13 protein-coding genes are annotated in these 15,189 nt (G+C 63.9%); 4 read left to right on the forward strand and 9 right to left on the reverse strand.

Annotation, left to right across the window (positions count from 1 at the left end; translation table 11 throughout):
* Positions 1-3 precede the first annotated feature (3 nt).
* Positions 4-1,428 (reverse strand): cytochrome-c oxidase, cbb3-type subunit I, encoded by a 1,425-nt coding sequence (gene ccoN / locus ACX1DW_RS05625; protein ID WP_110777313.1) that lies wholly within the window; start codon positions 1,426-1,428, stop codon positions 4-6.
* Between the two features lie 62 nt (positions 1,429-1,490).
* On the opposite strand from ccoN, the gene ACX1DW_RS05630 reads away from it, so the two are divergent.
* The gene (locus ACX1DW_RS05630; RefSeq protein WP_458992977.1) at positions 1,491-2,177 is read left to right on the forward strand and encodes an alpha/beta family hydrolase; all 687 of its coding nucleotides are present in this window, start codon (positions 1,491-1,493) and stop codon (positions 2,175-2,177) included.
* A 50-nt stretch (positions 2,178-2,227) separates the two neighbouring features.
* Here ACX1DW_RS05630 and ACX1DW_RS05635 read toward each other — a convergent pair whose 3' ends face one another.
* Both ACX1DW_RS05635 and acnA read right to left on the reverse strand, forming a co-directional pair.
* A complete protein-coding gene (locus ACX1DW_RS05635; RefSeq protein WP_133456981.1) occupies positions 2,228-3,796 on the reverse strand; it encodes a methyl-accepting chemotaxis protein in 1,569 nt (522 codons plus the stop codon).
* A gap of 358 nt (positions 3,797-4,154) precedes the next feature.
* Positions 4,155-6,830, reverse strand: a complete 2,676-nt coding sequence (gene acnA, locus ACX1DW_RS05640; protein ID WP_458992978.1) for an aconitate hydratase AcnA — start codon at positions 6,828-6,830, stop codon at positions 4,155-4,157.
* 174 nt (positions 6,831-7,004) lie between these two features.
* Here acnA and rlmM point away from each other — a divergent pair, with 174 nt between their 5' ends.
* Both rlmM and tusA read left to right on the forward strand, forming a co-directional pair.
* On the forward strand, positions 7,005-8,054 hold the full coding sequence (rlmM, locus tag ACX1DW_RS05645; protein WP_230724942.1) for a 23S rRNA (cytidine(2498)-2'-O)-methyltransferase RlmM: 1,050 nt from the start codon (positions 7,005-7,007) through the stop codon (positions 8,052-8,054).
* 72 nt (positions 8,055-8,126) lie between these two features.
* Complete coding sequence (gene tusA / locus ACX1DW_RS05650; protein WP_063543387.1) at positions 8,127-8,378, forward strand: sulfurtransferase TusA; 252 nt, start codon at positions 8,127-8,129, stop codon at positions 8,376-8,378.
* 29 nt (positions 8,379-8,407) lie between these two features.
* On the opposite strand, the gene ACX1DW_RS05655 is transcribed toward tusA, so the two are convergent.
* Genes ACX1DW_RS05655 through coxB form a run of 4 tightly spaced genes read right to left on the reverse strand, consistent with a single transcriptional unit; the run spans position 8,408 to position 13,027 of the window.
* Entirely contained in the window at positions 8,408-9,211 is an 804-nt protein-coding gene (locus tag ACX1DW_RS05655) for a cytochrome c oxidase assembly protein (protein WP_110778998.1), read from the reverse strand.
* Positions 9,212-9,252: 41 nt separating this feature from the next.
* On the reverse strand, positions 9,253-9,612 hold the full coding sequence (locus tag ACX1DW_RS05660; protein ID WP_063543383.1) for a hypothetical protein: 360 nt from the start codon (positions 9,610-9,612) through the stop codon (positions 9,253-9,255).
* Positions 9,612-12,140, reverse strand: a complete 2,529-nt coding sequence (ctaD, locus tag ACX1DW_RS05665) for a cytochrome c oxidase subunit I (protein WP_133456985.1) — start codon at positions 12,138-12,140, stop codon at positions 9,612-9,614. Before ctaD ends, ACX1DW_RS05660 begins: the two co-directional genes overlap by 1 nt.
* Positions 12,137-13,027, reverse strand: coding sequence for a cytochrome c oxidase subunit II (coxB, locus tag ACX1DW_RS05670; RefSeq protein ID WP_208218228.1), 891 nt, complete (start codon positions 13,025-13,027; stop codon positions 12,137-12,139). Before coxB ends, ctaD begins: the two co-directional genes overlap by 4 nt.
* A gap of 147 nt (positions 13,028-13,174) precedes the next feature.
* On the opposite strand from coxB, the gene ACX1DW_RS05675 reads away from it, so the two are divergent.
* Complete coding sequence (locus ACX1DW_RS05675; RefSeq protein ID WP_003301826.1) at positions 13,175-13,654, forward strand: DUF2231 domain-containing protein; 480 nt, start codon at positions 13,175-13,177, stop codon at positions 13,652-13,654.
* Positions 13,655-13,756: 102 nt separating this feature from the next.
* On the opposite strand, the gene ACX1DW_RS05680 is transcribed toward ACX1DW_RS05675, so the two are convergent.
* Together ACX1DW_RS05680 and ACX1DW_RS05685 are read right to left on the reverse strand one after the other, a co-directional pair.
* Entirely contained in the window at positions 13,757-14,170 is a 414-nt protein-coding gene (locus ACX1DW_RS05680) for a CopD family protein (protein WP_102841297.1), read from the reverse strand.
* A 118-nt stretch (positions 14,171-14,288) separates the two neighbouring features.
* Entirely contained in the window at positions 14,289-15,140 is an 852-nt protein-coding gene (locus ACX1DW_RS05685; protein ID WP_161612419.1) for an ion transporter, read from the reverse strand.
* Positions 15,141-15,189: the final 49 nt, after the last annotated feature.

Consider the following 15,189-nt stretch of genomic DNA (forward strand, 5'->3'; position numbering starts at 1 on the left):
TCCTCAGGCGATCTGCGCGGCAGCGTCGTACTCGGCGGGCTTGGCAGCCTGCACGGTGCGCCAGGTGTTGTAGGCCATCACCAGCATGCCGGCGAAGAAGATCGCACCACCGATCATCCGCACCACGAAACCGGGGTGACTGGCTTCCAATGCTTCGACGAAGGAGTAGGTCAGCGTGCCGTCGTCGTTGATCGCGCGCCACATCAGGCCCTGGGCGATACCGTTGACCCACATCGAAGCGATGTAGAGCACGGTGCCGATGGTGGCCAACCAGAAGTGGGTGTTGATCAGGCCGACGCTGTGCATCTGGGCGCGACCGAACACTTTCGGGATCAGGTGATACAGCGCGCCGATGGAGACCATGGCAACCCAGCCGAGGGCGCCGGCATGTACGTGGCCGATGGTCCAGTCGGTGTAGTGGGAGAGGGCGTTGACGGTCTTGATCGCCATCATCGGACCTTCGAAGGTCGACATGCCGTAGAACGCCAGCGAGACCACCAGGAAGCGCAGGATCGGGTCGCTACGCAGTTTGTGCCAGGCGCCCGAGAGGGTCATCATGCCGTTGATCATGCCGCCCCAGCTCGGAGCCAGCAGAATCAGCGACATCACCATGCCCAGGCTCTGCGCCCAATCCGGCAGCGCGGTGTAGTGCAGGTGGTGCGGACCGGCCCAGATGTAGACGGTGATCAGTGCCCAGAAGTGGACGATCGACAGGCGGTAGGAATACACCGGACGCTCGGCCTGCTTTGGCACGAAGTAGTACATGATCCCGAGGAAGCCGGCGGTGAGGAAGAAGCCCACGGCGTTGTGGCCGTACCACCATTGGACCATGGCATCGGTCGCCCCGGCGTATACCGAGTAGGACTTCATCGCGGTGACCGGCATTTCCAGGTTGTTGACGATATGCAGAATCGCCACGGTCAGGATGAAGGCACCGAAGAACCAGTTGCCGACGTAGATGTGCTTGACCTTGCGCGTCGCCAGCGTGCCGAAGAAGACGATCGCATAGGCCACCCAGACAATGGTGATCAGGATGTCGATCGGCCACTCCAGTTCCGCGTACTCCTTGGAGCTGGTGAAGCCCAGCGGCAGGGAGATCGCGGCGAGCAGGATGACCAGCTGCCAGCCCCAGAAGGTGAACGCGGCCAGTTTCGGCGCGAACAGAGTGGTCTGGCAGGTGCGCTGGACCGAATAATAGGACGTCGCGAACAATGCACAGCCACCGAAGGCGAAGATCACCGCGTTGGTGTGCAATGGGCGCAGACGACCGAAACTGGTCCATGGGAGGTCGAAGTTCAGGAAAGGCCAGGCCAATTGTGCTGCGATGAAAACGCCGAGCCCCATCCCGACGATTCCCCACACCACCGTCATGATGGCGAATTGGCGGACCACCTTGTAGCTGTAGGCGGTACTGGTTGCTGTGTTCATGTATGGGCTTCCATCCACGGGTAATGAGCAGTTTTTTCTTTCTAATAGAAAGCGGGGCAAGGATGGGGAAAGGGCAATCTGCCGGTATTGACGCGGGTCAATACACACAAAGTGACAAAGGGTATCTCGTCAGGTGGAACCGGCCGCAGGATGACGCCTGGGCGAGCCTGATCCTGGCGCATGGCGCCGGGGCACCGATGGACAGTCCGTTCATGGAGGAAGTAGCCGTACGCCTTGCCGCACGCGGGGTTGCGGTATGCCGCTTCGAATTCGCCTATATGGCCGCGCGGCGCCTGGGTGCGAGCAAAAGACCACCCAGCCCGCAGGCGCAGCTGCTGGCTCAGTGGCGGGAGGTCCATGCCGAGGTGCGACAGCAGGCCACAGGACTGCTGGCCATCGGTGGCAAGTCCATGGGTGGGCGAATGGCCAGCCTGCTGGCCGACGAGCTGGGTGTCGACGGTCTGGTGTGTCTGGGCTATCCGTTTCACCCGGCCGGAAAGCCGGAGAAAACGCGCACCGTCCATCTGGAGAAATTGCTCACGCCTACGCTGATCGTACAGGGCGAGCGTGATGCGCTGGGTAACCGCGCGACAGTCGAGCAGTACCCGCTGTCAGCTGCCATCAGCTTGCACTGGCTGGCCGCCGCCGACCACGATCTCAAGCCGCTGAAGCGTTCCGGTCTGACGCATGATCAGCACATGAACGCCGCGGTCACGGCAGTGGCGACGTTTCTGCGAGACTTGGCCTAGGCTTCAGGCCCGGTCGGCCGCCCAACTGGCTGACCGGGCGGGTTACCCGATCAGCGGTTGAAGCGCTCGACCAGCGAATACTGGCCCTCGGCCGTTGCGGTCAGCGCTTCGCTGAGCAATGCCGAGCTGCGCGCGTCGCCGGACGTCTGATCGGCCAGGCGGGCGATGGTGCTGACGTTCTGGCTGATCTCCTCGGCCACTGCGCTCTGCTCTTCGGTGGCGGAGGCGATCTGGGTGGTCATGTCGATGATGTTGCCCATCGCCTCGTTGATTCCACTCAGGGCCTGGTCTGCCTGGATCATCTGCTCGACGCCACGGGCCGCGTGCACACGGCCTTGCTCGGTCGTCGACACCGCATGCTGAGCTTGCGATTGCAGCTTCTCGATCAGCTGGTGGATTTCGCCGGTGGCTGCCGCGGTACGTTGCGCCAGCTGACGCACCTCATCGGCGACCACCGCGAAGCCGCGGCCGCTGTCACCGGCTCGTGCGGCCTCGATTGCAGCGTTGAGCGCCAACAGGTTGGTCTGGTCGGCGATGCTCTTGATCACATCGACCACGCTGCCGATGGCCTCGCTGTCGCTTGCCAGCTGGTTGACCGACTCGCCGGCTTTGCTGACCGATTCCGATAGCTGCTGAATCGCCTTGCGGGTGTCGGCGGTGACTTCGCGCCCGTGAACGGTCAGCCGGCTGGCTTCACGCGTGGCGTCGGCTGCCAGCGCGACGTTGCTGGCCACTTCCTGCGTCGTTGCGGCCATCTCATTGATCGCCGTGGCCACCTGCTCGGTTTCCTGATGTTGCTGCGCCAAGCCGTTGGCGCAATTCTGCGCCAGGGTATCGGCCTGTTTGGCCTGGCCCTGCAGTTGCACCGCCGTGTCCTGCAGGCGGGTCAGGCAGGTCTTCAGATGCGCCTGCTGGCTGAGCATCGCCATTTCCAGCTGGGCCTCGACGCCTCGGCTATCGGTGTACATGCAGGCGATAAGCGGGTCGCTGGTGGTCTCTTGAGCAAGCTGCATCAGGCGCCGCAGACCGCGCTGTTGCCAATGCAGCCCGGCAAGCCCGAGCGGAACGGACAGCAGCGCGGCCGCGACGAATCCGATCGCGTGATCGAAGGAAGCGCCTACCAAAAAGCCGACCTGGCTGACGAGGATGAACGGCAGCCATTTCTTCAATACCGGAAGCCAACTATTGCGGCGGGGCACACCGCTCTTGCCGGCGTTCAGTCGGGCATATAGCGCTTCGGCCCGTTGGACCTGCTCGCGGCTCGGCTTGGTCCGCACCGATTCATAGCCGGTTACCTGGCGTTGCTGATCCAGGATCGGCGTGACGTAGGCGTTGACCCAGTAGTGATCACCGGTCTTGCGCCGGTTTTTCACGATACCCATCCACGGCTTGCCCTGCTTGAGGGTTACCCACATGTGTTCGAACACCGCGGGCGGCACATCGGGATGGCGCACCAGATTGTGTGGCGCTCGAATCAGCTCGTCGCGGCTGAAACCGCTGACTTCGGCGAAGATGTCATTGCAGTAGGTGATCTGGCCTTTCAGGTCGGTGGTCGAGATGAGGCGCTGCTGATCGGGGAAGGCATACTCACGCTGGGTTACGGGCTGGTTGTTACGCATCGACTTTCACGCCTGGCATAGAAGTGTTCTCGGAATGACGCACCTGACCTTTATAGTTTTAATTCGGTCTCAGGCTGACCAATGGGTCGGCCGTAGCGTGGCGATCTTGAGGGAAAAAGCTGATTCAAGAATCAGCTTTGTCGATACAGGCGACTGGCGGACGTCGGGGCTTAATCTTTCTGCAATGCTTTTCCGGCAATGTCGGTGCATGTCCGGACGCTGCGCTCGAGAAGGCTGCGGCGACCAGTTCAGGGAGCCGGACCCGTGCATGGAGGCCCAGGTGGCTGGAGATTCGATGCCAAGGGAGTGGCTGACGCCGGTGCGAAAGGACTTCGCACCGGCGTTTTTCTTTCTGCGCTCAGCTGCCGATCAGTTGGCGCAATACGTAGTGCAGGATGCCACCGGCCTTGAAGTAATGGACCTCATTCAGCGTGTCGATCCGGCTTAGCACCTGGAACGAATCACGCGAGCCGTCAGCTCGCTCGACGTCCACGGTAAGCAGCTGGCGAGGCTTGATGTCCGCGCCGAGCCCTCGGATCGACAACTTCTCCGTGCCATTGAGGCCCAGCGACTGGCGCGTCTGCTCGCCGACGAACTGCAATGCCAGCACGCCCATGCCGATCAGGTTGGAGCGGTGAATGCGCTCGAAGCTTTCGGCGATGACCGCCTTGACGCCGAGCAGGTTGGTGCCCTTGGCGGCCCAGTCACGGCTGGAACCGGTACCGTATTCCTTGCCGGCGATCACCACCAGCGGCACGCCTTCGGCCTGGTAGCGCATGGCAGCGTCGTAGATCGAGAGCTTTTCACCGCTCGGCTGGTAGAGCGTGTTGCCGCCTTCCTCGCCGCCGAGCATCTCGTTCTTGATGCGGATGTTGGCGAAGGTGCCGCGCATCATCACTTCGTGGTTGCCACGGCGCGAGCCGTAGGAGTTGAAGTCATCCGGCGCCACGCCCAGCGATTGCAGATACAGGCCGGCTGGAGAGCTGGCCTTGATATTGCCTGCGGGCGAAATGTGGTCGGTGGTGATGGAGTCGCCGAACAGGGCGAGTATTCGCGCGTTCTCGACATCCGCAGGCGGCGTCGGGGGCTGGCCGATATCTTTGAAGTACGGCGGGTTCTGTACATAGCTGGAGCCGGCGTTCCACTGATAGGTGTCGCCGGCGCTGACCGGGATTTTCTGCCAGTGCTCGTCACCGCTGAATACGTCGGCATAGCGGCTGCGGAACATCTCGCCGTCGATGCGTGCCACCGCTTCGGCGATTTCGGCGCTGCTTGGCCAGATGTCCTTCAAATACACCGGCTGGTTCTGCCCGTCGTAGCCTAGCGGTTCGCGATCCATGTCGATTCGCGTGGTACCGGCCAGGGCGAAGGCCACCACTAGCGGCGGCGAGGCCAGCCAGTTGGCTTTGACCAGCGGATGCACGCGGCCTTCGAAGTTGCGGTTGCCGGACAGCACCGACGACACGATCAGATCGTTGTCGGTGATCGCCTGGCCGATGGCGTCCGGCAGTGGCCCGGAGTTGCCGATACAGGTGGTGCAGCCGTAGCCCACCAGGTTGAAGCCGAGCTGGTCCAGATAGCGGGTCAGCCCGGCCCGCTCGAGGTAGTCGGTGACCACCTTGGAGCCCGGCGCCAGCGAGGACTTGACCCAGGGCTGACGTTTGAGGCCGCGCTCCACTGCCTTCTTGGCGACCAGGCCGGCGGCCATCAGCACGTTCGGGTTAGAGGTATTGGTGCACGAGGTGATCGCTGCGATCACCACTGCACCATGCTTGAGCTGGAAGTTTTCGCCTGCGACCGGCACCGCGCTATCCGCCTGAGCCTGGCGCCCGGCGGTCTCCAGCAGCAGGTCGAAGTTGGCGCCGATGTCGCCGAGGGTGACCCGATCCTGCGGACGCTTGGGACCGGCCACCGAGGGGCGTACCTGGCTGAGATCGAGTTCCAGCGTGGCGGTGAACACCGGGTCCGGCGAGTCGCTGTCACGCCACATGCCTTGCGCCTTGCTGTAGGCCTCGACCAGCGCGATACGCTCTTCGTCGCGGCCGGTCAGACGCAGGTAATCGATGGTGATCTGATCGACCGGGAAGAAGCCGCAGGTGGCACCGTATTCGGGTGCCATGTTGCCAATGGTCGCCCGGTCGGCCAGCGGCAGGTGATCCAGACCCGGGCCGTAGAATTCGACGAACTTCCCGACCACGCCGTGCTTACGCAGCATCTGCGTCACGGTCAGCACCAGATCGGTGGCGGTGACGCCTTCGTTGAGCTTGCCGCTCAGGCGGAAACCGATCACTTCGGGAATCAGCATCGACACGGGCTGGCCAAGCATCGCCGCTTCGGCCTCGATGCCACCCACGCCCCAGCCCAGCACGCCGAGGCCATTGATCATGGTGGTGTGCGAATCGGTGCCGACCAGGGTGTCGGGGTAGGCGACGGTTTCGCCGTTCTCTTCGCGGGTCCAGACCACCTGGCCGAGGTACTCCAGGTTGACCTGGTGGCAGATGCCGGTACCCGGCGGCACCACGCTGAAGTTGTCGAAGGCCTGCTGGCCCCAGCGCAGGAACTCGTAGCGTTCGCCGTTGCGCTGCATCTCGATCTCGACGTTCTGTTCGAAGGCCTGGTCGCTGCCGAAGCGGTCGACCATCACCGAGTGGTCGATCACCAGGTCCACCGGCGACAGCGGGTTGATCTTCTGCGGATCTCCCCCAGCCTTGGCCACGGCATCGCGCATGGCGGCGAGGTCGACCACGGCCGGTACGCCGGTGAAGTCCTGCATCAGCACACGGGCGGGGCGGTACTGGATCTCCTGCTCGGAGCTCTGCGTCTGTAGCCATCGCGCCAGCGATTGGAGGTCTTCACCGCGTACCGTCTCGCCGTCTTCCCAGCGCAGCAGGTTTTCCAGCAGCACTTTCAGCGAGGTTGGCAGGCGGCTGATGTCGCCCAACTGGGCGGCCGCTTCGGGGAGGCTGTAGTAGTGGTAGGTCTTGCCGGCAACCTCGAGGCTGCGGCGACATTTCAGGCTATCCAGGGAAGGCATTCCTCATCTCCTTGTGCCCACACGGTGAGGGGCTGGCTGATGAACGAGCTTTGAAACTAGCCCTTGGGCAGGTGTTTCGCTACTGCACTGGACCGGGCGATGCGGGCGAGGGTTCCCGCGGTCGGCTATGATGCGCCGCTTTGGTCTAGGCCATACCGCTGACAGGATTCGAACATGAACACATTGTTGCTGCATTGTCGTCCCGGTTTCGAGGGTGAGGTGTGTGCGGAAATCAGTGAGCACGCCGCCATCCTCGAAGTCGCTGGCTATGCCAAGGCGCGGCCCGACAGCGCCTGCGCCGAGTTCATCTGCAGCGAACCTGGCGGTGCCGAGAAGCTGATGCGTCGGCTACGCTTCGCCGAGCTGATCTTTCCGCGGCAGTGGGCGCGTGGCGAGTACGTGCAACTGCCGGAAACCGACCGGATCAGCGTGCTGCTGGCGCATCTGGCGAGCTATCCGGTATGCAGCAGCCTATGGCTTGAAGTGCTGGATACCAACGATGGCAAGGAGCTCTCCAACTTCTGTCGCAAGTTCGAGGCGCCGCTGCGCAAGGCGCTGATCAAGGCCGGTCGCCTCGACGAAGAGGGCAAGGGGCCGCGCCTGCTGCTTACGTTCAAGAGCGGTCGCGAGGTGTTCGCCGGCATCGCCGAGGCAAACAACAGCGCGCTGTGGCCGATGGGCATCCCGCGCCTGAAGTTTCCGCGCCAGGCGCCCAGCCGCTCGACGCTCAAGCTGGAAGAGGCCTGGCACCATTTCATCCCACGCGAGCAATGGGATACACGACTGGCGGCGGGCATGACGGGGGTCGATCTGGGCGCGGCGCCGGGCGGCTGGACCTGGCAACTGGTCAACCGGCATATCAAGGTCAGCGCGGTGGACAACGGGCCGATGAACGCCGACCTGATGGATTCCGGGCTGGTGGAGCATTTTCGCGCTGATGGCTTCACCTTCCGCCCGAAAAGGCCGGTGGACTGGATGGTCTGCGACATCGTCGAGAAGCCGGCGCGCAACGCCGCGTTGCTGGAAACCTGGATCGGCGAGGGCCTGTGCCGCGAGGCGGTGGTGAACCTCAAGCTGCCGATGAAGCAGCGCTACGCCGAGGTCAAGCGCCTGCTCGAACGTATCGCCGACGGGCTGGCCGAACGTGGCGTCAAGGCCAGCATCGGCTGCAAGCAGCTGTATCACGACCGGGAAGAGGTGACCTGTCACCTGCGCCGCCTCTGATCGTCGATCACCTGCGGATGACCTGTCCGCGCGCTTGCGCCACAATGCACGCCTGTTTTCCGGAGCCCACTGATGAGCCAATCAGCTGAAATGACTGTCGACGCTGTGCTCGACGCCACCGGCCTGAACTGCCCCGAGCCAGTGATGATGCTACATAATAAGGTGCGCGACCTGGCTGGCGGGGCGATGCTCAAGGTCATCGCCACCGATCCCTCGACCCAGCGCGACATTCCCAAGTTCTGCGTGTTCCTCGGCCATGATCTGGTCGAACAGCAGCAAGACGCAGGCACCTATCTCTACTGGATTCGCAAGAAAGTCGACTGACGTCGGCAGACGTGATGCCTGGCTGAGCCTTAGGTATCCGGGGCAGCGGCTCGCGTGTTCTGCCGCCGCCACATGCGGGTCAGCCAGCGCCAGGCGATCCAGCCGCCGCCGATCAGATAGATCAACCCGCCCGGCACCCACATGATCAAACCGGCCAGCTGCTGGTCTTCCACTGAGCGGCCTTCACCGTAGAACGACACGCTACCGAAGGTGAGCAGGGCGCCCAGCAGACCGGTGTGCATCAGCGTCAGCAGCACCGCCATCAGCGCCTGTGGCACCTGCTTCGGATTCGCGCGCAGCGCCGACCACCAGAACAGCCAGCCGGTGAACAGGAAGCATGCATGCTCGAAGGCGTGCCACCAGAGGTCGTCCAGCGCCAGCACATAGAGCTTCGGTGTGTGCCAGATCCAGATCACCGCGCCATGCAGCAGCGCCAGCAATGTGGGGTAGCGCCCGGCACGCAGGATGCCGGTCCACAGTGGCTGGGCGAAGCGCCCGGTGACCCCGCGCCACTGCGGCAACGGCCGGGCCAGCGCCCACAGCGGGGCGATCACGATGATGAACAGCATGTGCTGGGTCATGTGCCAGGCGGTGCTGGTTTCCGCCCAGTCGTCGATGGGGCCGAACACTGAGAACACCACCAGCAGCATTGCCGCGTGAAAGCAGAGGGCTTCATGGCGCCGCGGCGGCACCTTGCGCCCACCGAGCAGGTACAGCAGCCAGGCCGCAGCCACCAGCAGGGCGGTCAGCAGCAGGGGTGCGCGGTCGAGCAGATGGGCGTCGAACAGGCCGTGGGCAAGCGCGGGCATGGGCAAGCCGAGGCTGATGGTCATCGCCAGTAGGGGTGAAAAAAGCCAGCGCTTGGTTCGGGTGGTCACAGGCATGGCGGTATCTGCAGCAGCGGAATACCGACGAACAGCGTGGCGAGGGCGGCGATGAAGTGAATGCCCGCCGCGATCTTGGTAACGAACTGCTGCCGCTCGTTCAGCGCCTCGGGTGTGCGCGACAGGCGCCAGAAATAGCGCGCCATCCACAGCAGCAGCGCAAGAGTCAGCACAGTGAGCACGCCGAGGCTGGCATTCAGCCAGTTCCACACGCCCTGGGCCGGGTCGGGCGGGCTGAGTTTGCAGATCACCGCCTGGCCACCATACATGGCTATGAACCACAGGCTCCAGATGATCAGGCCGATCGGGATCTGGATCGGATGGTAGGGCGACGTTCGCGCGTATTTCATCAGACACCTCCCCAGGTCGCAGGGAACAGCACGATGGCCGCGTAACTGACCCACAGCACGCCGAGGTTGTAGTACCAGAGCTGCTCGACCACCACCGGTTCGTAGGGCGCCTTGTCGCCGACATAGCCGAGCTGTACGCGCCAGGCCTGCAGGATGGTGAGCACTGCGGCCAGCGAGCAATGGATCAGGCTATAGGCCAGCATCACGAAGATCACCGCATCATGCGCGGTTTCGGTCGGCGCCAGCCCGGCGCTCAGCATCAGCCACAGCAGCATCGCCGACTGCGTCAATGCCAGCAGCCCCAGCCATGCCAGCTGCGACATCAAACTGCTGTGCGGGCCGGCCCGCAGGCGCTTGATCAGGCGGTGCAGCCAGAGCGTGCCGGCGCTCAGCAGCAGCGTGCTGGCCAGCATCAGCCAACCGTTGAGCTGGCTCTCCGGCACCTGCCATTGTGGCGAAACGGTCCACAGGTAGAACCAGCCGAACAGCAGCGACAGATACAGCGCGCCGTTGGCCAGCAGGGTTACGCCCATGCCCCACAGGCCCGGCCCGTCGAACGTGCGTGAATGCAGCGGCGGTTCGCCGGGCTGGGTATGGGCATCCGGCGCGGCCGCTGGATGCGCGCCGTTCTCCCAGGACCAGCGAAAGAGCACGACCAGCGTCGCCACGGTCGCGCCCAGCGCGACCCAGTAGAACTTGTTCAGCAGGCTCAGGCAGAGCACCGCGAGGAACACCGATGCGATGAACGGCAGCCAGCTGTTGCCCGGCAGGTGGATGATCTCACGCACCTTGCCGGTCAGCGGGTCGCTGCCCCAGGTTTCCCGTCGGCCATGATCGATTACCGTCAGTGCGTGCTCACCGCGGGCAACGCTGTCGGGCAGGTCCGGGTCCTTCCAAAGCGGGTGGCGATCGGTCACGTCCGGCAGGCTGACGAAGTTGTAGGCGCTCGGTGGCAGGCTGGTGGCCCACTCCAGGGTATCCGCGTTCCACGGGTTCTTCGGCGCCGGAACGCCGAAACGAAAGTGCAGGACGATATCCAGCAGGATGGTTGCCACGCCCACCGCCATGATGAAGCTGCCGACCGAGGACACCAGGTTGGGCATGTCCCAGCCGAGGCCGGTGTCATAGGTATAGACCCGTCTCGGCATGCCGATCAGGCCGGTCCAGTGCATGATCATGAAGGTGACGTTGAAGCCGATGAAGAACAGCCAGAAGCCCCAGCGGCCGAGCTTGGCCGAGGGCATGCGGCCGGAGAAGTGCGGCAGCCAGTAATACAGCCCGGCCATCAGCGGGAAGACCATGCCGCCCACCAGCACGTAGTGCATGTGCGCAACCACGAAATGGGTGTCGTGCACCTGCCAGTCGAACGGCACCAGTGCCAGCATCACGCCGGTCAGCCCGCCGGCGACGAAGACGATGAGAAAGCCCACCAGCCAGAGCATTGGCACCTTGTATACCGGCTTGCCGAGCCAGAGCGTCGCCAGCCAGGCAAAGATCTGCACCCCGGTGGGGATCGCCACCAGCATGCTCGCCGCCGAGAAGAACGCTGTGGCCAGCTGCGGAATGCCGACCGTGAACATGTGGTGCACCCACAGCCCGAAACTGATGAAGCCGGTGGTCAGCACGCCCAGCACCACCCAGCGGTAGCCCACCAGCGGACGCTGGCAGAACACCGGGATCAGCGTCGAGACGATTCCCGCGCCCGGCAGGAAGATGATGTACACCTCGGGGTGACCGAACAGCCAGAACAGGTGCTGCCAGAGCACCGGGTCGCCGCCCCGGGCGACATCGAAGAATGGCATACCGGCCGCGCGCTCCAGCTCCAGCAGAATGGAGCCGAGGATCAATGGCGGGAAGCCGACTACGATCATCATGGCCATCACCAGGATGTACCAGGCGTACAGCGGCATCTTGTGCAGCGCCATGCCGTTGGTACGGGTGCGCAGGATCGACACCACCAGCTCGACCCCCGCCGACACCGCGGATATCTCCACGAAGGTGATGCCGAGCAGCCAGAAATCCGAGTTCACCCCCGGCGTATGCGCTGAACTGGACAGCGGCGTGTACATGAACCAGCCGGCCTTCGGCGCGATGTCGAGGAAGATGCTCGACAGCAGGATCAGCCCGCCGAACAGGTAGCAGTAGTAGCCCAGCGCCGATAGCCGCGGAAAGACCAGGTCGCGGGCGCCGATCATCTTCGGGATCAGGTAGACCGCCAGCCCCTCCATCATCGGCACGGCGAAGAGGAACATCATCACCGTGCCATGCATGGTGAAGACCTGGTTGTAGACGTCCGGCTCCATCAGCTCGTAGCCGGGCAGCGCGAGCTGCGTGCGGATCAGCATCGCCAGCAAACCGCCGACGAGGAAGAAGAAGGCGCCGGTGACCAGGAAGCGAAGGCCGATGCTGGTGTGGTTGACGATGGTCAGCGCGCGCCAGCCGCGCGGGTTGCCCCAGACCTCGTTGAACTGGTCGTGCAGCTGGTCAGGGTCGGTGGCGGGCGCGCCAGTGTTACGGGTCGGGGTCATGGAGCGAGCGTCTCCAGCCAGTCGGCAAGCTGGCCGAGGGTTTCTTCGGGAATGTCGTCGTGGCGGGGCATGGCAATGCCGTGCTTGATGCTCTGATGATCGCTGAGCCAGCGGCGCAGGCCTTCGGCGTCGTTGGCAATCACTCCGGCACCCAGCGTCGGGCGGGTCGCCAGGTCGCTCAGATCCGGGGCGCGATTGCCGTCACTGACACCGGCGACGCGGTGGCACTGCCCGCAGCGCTCGTCGAACACCTGGCCGGCGGCGCCGCCCGGCGGCTGGTGCTCACGCCCGGTGCGGGCCTCGATCCAGCTGGCGAACGCATCGGCTTCCAGCGCTTCGACATGCAGGATCATGTGCGCGTGCTGGCTGCCGCAGAATTCAGAACACTGCCCGCGGAAGACGCCAGTCTGCGCCGCCTGCAGGCGCAAGGTGTTGGTTCGCCCGGGGACCATGTCCAGCTTGCCCCCCAGGCGCGGCACCCAGAATGAGTGGATCACGTCGGCGCTGGTGACCTCGACGTCGACGGGGCGGTCCACCGGCAGGATGAATTGGTTGGCCGTCACCACGCCGCTTTCCGGATAACGCACCTCCCACCACCACTGATGGCCGATCACCTGAACCCGCAGCGGCTGTTCGCCCTCGACCGGCAGCGGCAACATGCTGCGCCCGGTGGGAATGCCGAAGGCCAGCAGGGCGATGATGCTGACGGTGGGCAGAACGATACCGCCGCCGATGACCCAGCGCCGATTGATGCGCTTGGCCTCTTCGGCACTGTGGGTTTGCGGGCGGCGCAGCATGGCGTAGATCCACAGCACGCTTACGGTCAGCAGCACCACGACGGAGAAACCGAACATAGCCCACCAGACGTTCGCTACGTCGCGCGCCATCGGCCCGGCCGGTGAAAGCGCCGATTGCGGTCCGTCGCAAGCAGCGAGCAAAGGAACTGCCAGCGCCAGTGTGGTCCATTTGAAAGGGTTGCCGTCTCGCCTCGTCGCACGTACGGCTCGTTTCACTTCAATGCCTGGGAGGGCTGGATGGCCATAGAACGCGAGTCCATCAATAGCAACGCCGCCATTGGTGGCCATCCGCTGCACCCGATGATGATCCACTTTCCGGTCGCCGCGCTGATCGGGCTGGTGCCGGCCGACCTGGCCTACTTGTGGACACTCGACGAGTTCTGGTGGCGCGCAGGGTTGTGGCTGTCGGGCGTCGGCGCGATCGGCGGCTGGATCGCCAGCATTGCCGGCATCATCGACCTGGTTTCGGTCCAGCAGATCCGCCGCAAGGTCACCGCCTGGTGCCATGCGATCCTCGCGGTGATGATGCTCTCGCTGGCCTCGTTGAACTGGCTGCTGCGCTACCAGGGCTTGGATAGTGGAGACGGCGACGCGATGTGGGGGCTGTATCTCTCGCTGCTCACGGCCGTGCTGATTTCCCTGGCCGCTTTCCTTGGCGGGCGGCTGGTCTACGAGCACGCGGTCGGTGTGGATCTGGATGGCGAGCAGGCGCCCTGAGCCGTCGCAACGACGTGCCGGAGACGGCCAGCTCGGGCAGGCGGGATGGGAATGGTCGAGGCGGGCCGGGCGATCGGTCATGCGAGGTGGTCATTCCTTGAGTCAGAAGGGTTTGGCCAGTACCAGCCACAGGGTCAGGGCAATCAGAACCGGCACCAGTACTCCCAGCGCCATGCATTGGTATGTGACGCCACGCTCCGGCTGGCGTTCGATGCGCAGCACCAGCACGCCGCACAGTGCGTGACAGAGCGCCATCCCCGTTACCGTCGTGAGTTTCAGGATCAGCCAGCCGGCCAGGGTGCCGTCGCGCAGGAACAGCGCCGTGCCGGAGCCGATGGCCAGCAGTGCGGCGGGGGTGCTGATGAGGGTAAAGACCATGCGGGTAAGATGGGCATGGTCGCGATAGAAGAGCTGGTCGCTGCGCTTGGTGCCGGCGGCGATCAGAGCCGGCAGATACAGCAGCGAGCCGCACCAGCAGAGCAGAGCGGCGAAGTGCAGCAGTTTGAGCAAGGGCATGCCGGTCTCCATCCTGCCTGATGCGAATCTGAGGATGTGACAGCCCTGCTGGTGGGCAGTTCGGGTGTAATCAGCGAGGTGGCCGCCGCGCGTACGGGTGGGCGCGCGGTCGCTGCGCTCAGTCGGCAGTGTCCTGCTGCTTCGGCTCGAACAGTTGACTGCCGCAGCGGCTGCAGAACGCCGCATTGGGTTCGTGGGTGAGCTTGTCGCAGGTAGGGCAATTGTGGCGCAGGCTGTCCTGGCGCATGGCGTTGGCCAGCTCGGCGGTGAAGATACCGGTCGGTACCGCGATGATCGAATAACCGGTGATCATCACCATCGTCGCCAGCGCCTTGCCCAACGGGGTATGCGGAACGATATCGCCGAAGCCGACAGTGGTCAGGGTGACCACAGCCCAGTAGATGCTTATCGGAATGCTGGTGAAGCCATTGCTTGGCCCTTCGATCACATACATCAGCGTGCCGTAGACGATGATCAGCGTGGTCACGCTGAGGAGGAAAACGATGATCTTCTGCCGGCTGCCCTGCAGCGCCACGAGCAGAAAGTTGGCCTGGCTGAGGTAGGGGGTGAGCTTGAGCACGCGGAAGATCCGCAGCATGCGTATGACGCGAACTACCAGCAAATACTGGGCGTCGGGCAACAGCAGCGCAATGAAGGCGGGCAGCACCGAGAGCAGATCGACCGCGCCGTAAAAGCTGAAGATGTACTTGCGTGGTTCGGGGTGGGTGTAGATGCGCAGCACGTACTCAATGGCAAAGATCGCGGTGAAACCCCACTCCAGGGCGGTCAGCAGCTGGCCGTGCCGTTCGTTGAACGAGGCGATGCTGTCGAACATCACCACGATCAGGCTGGCGAAGATGATCACCAGCAGCCAGGTATCAAAACGCTTGCCGGCCGGGGTATTGGTGAAAAAGATGATGGTGTATAGCCGCTCACGCCAGCTCATCGTTTTCAGGGAATCGTTGTCCATTCGCAGTGGTCTCTCGCACGGGTGGCAGATTTCGCGGTCACCTGCCAAA

The sequence above is a fragment of the Stutzerimonas sp. KH-1 genome (genome assembly GCF_054483855.1).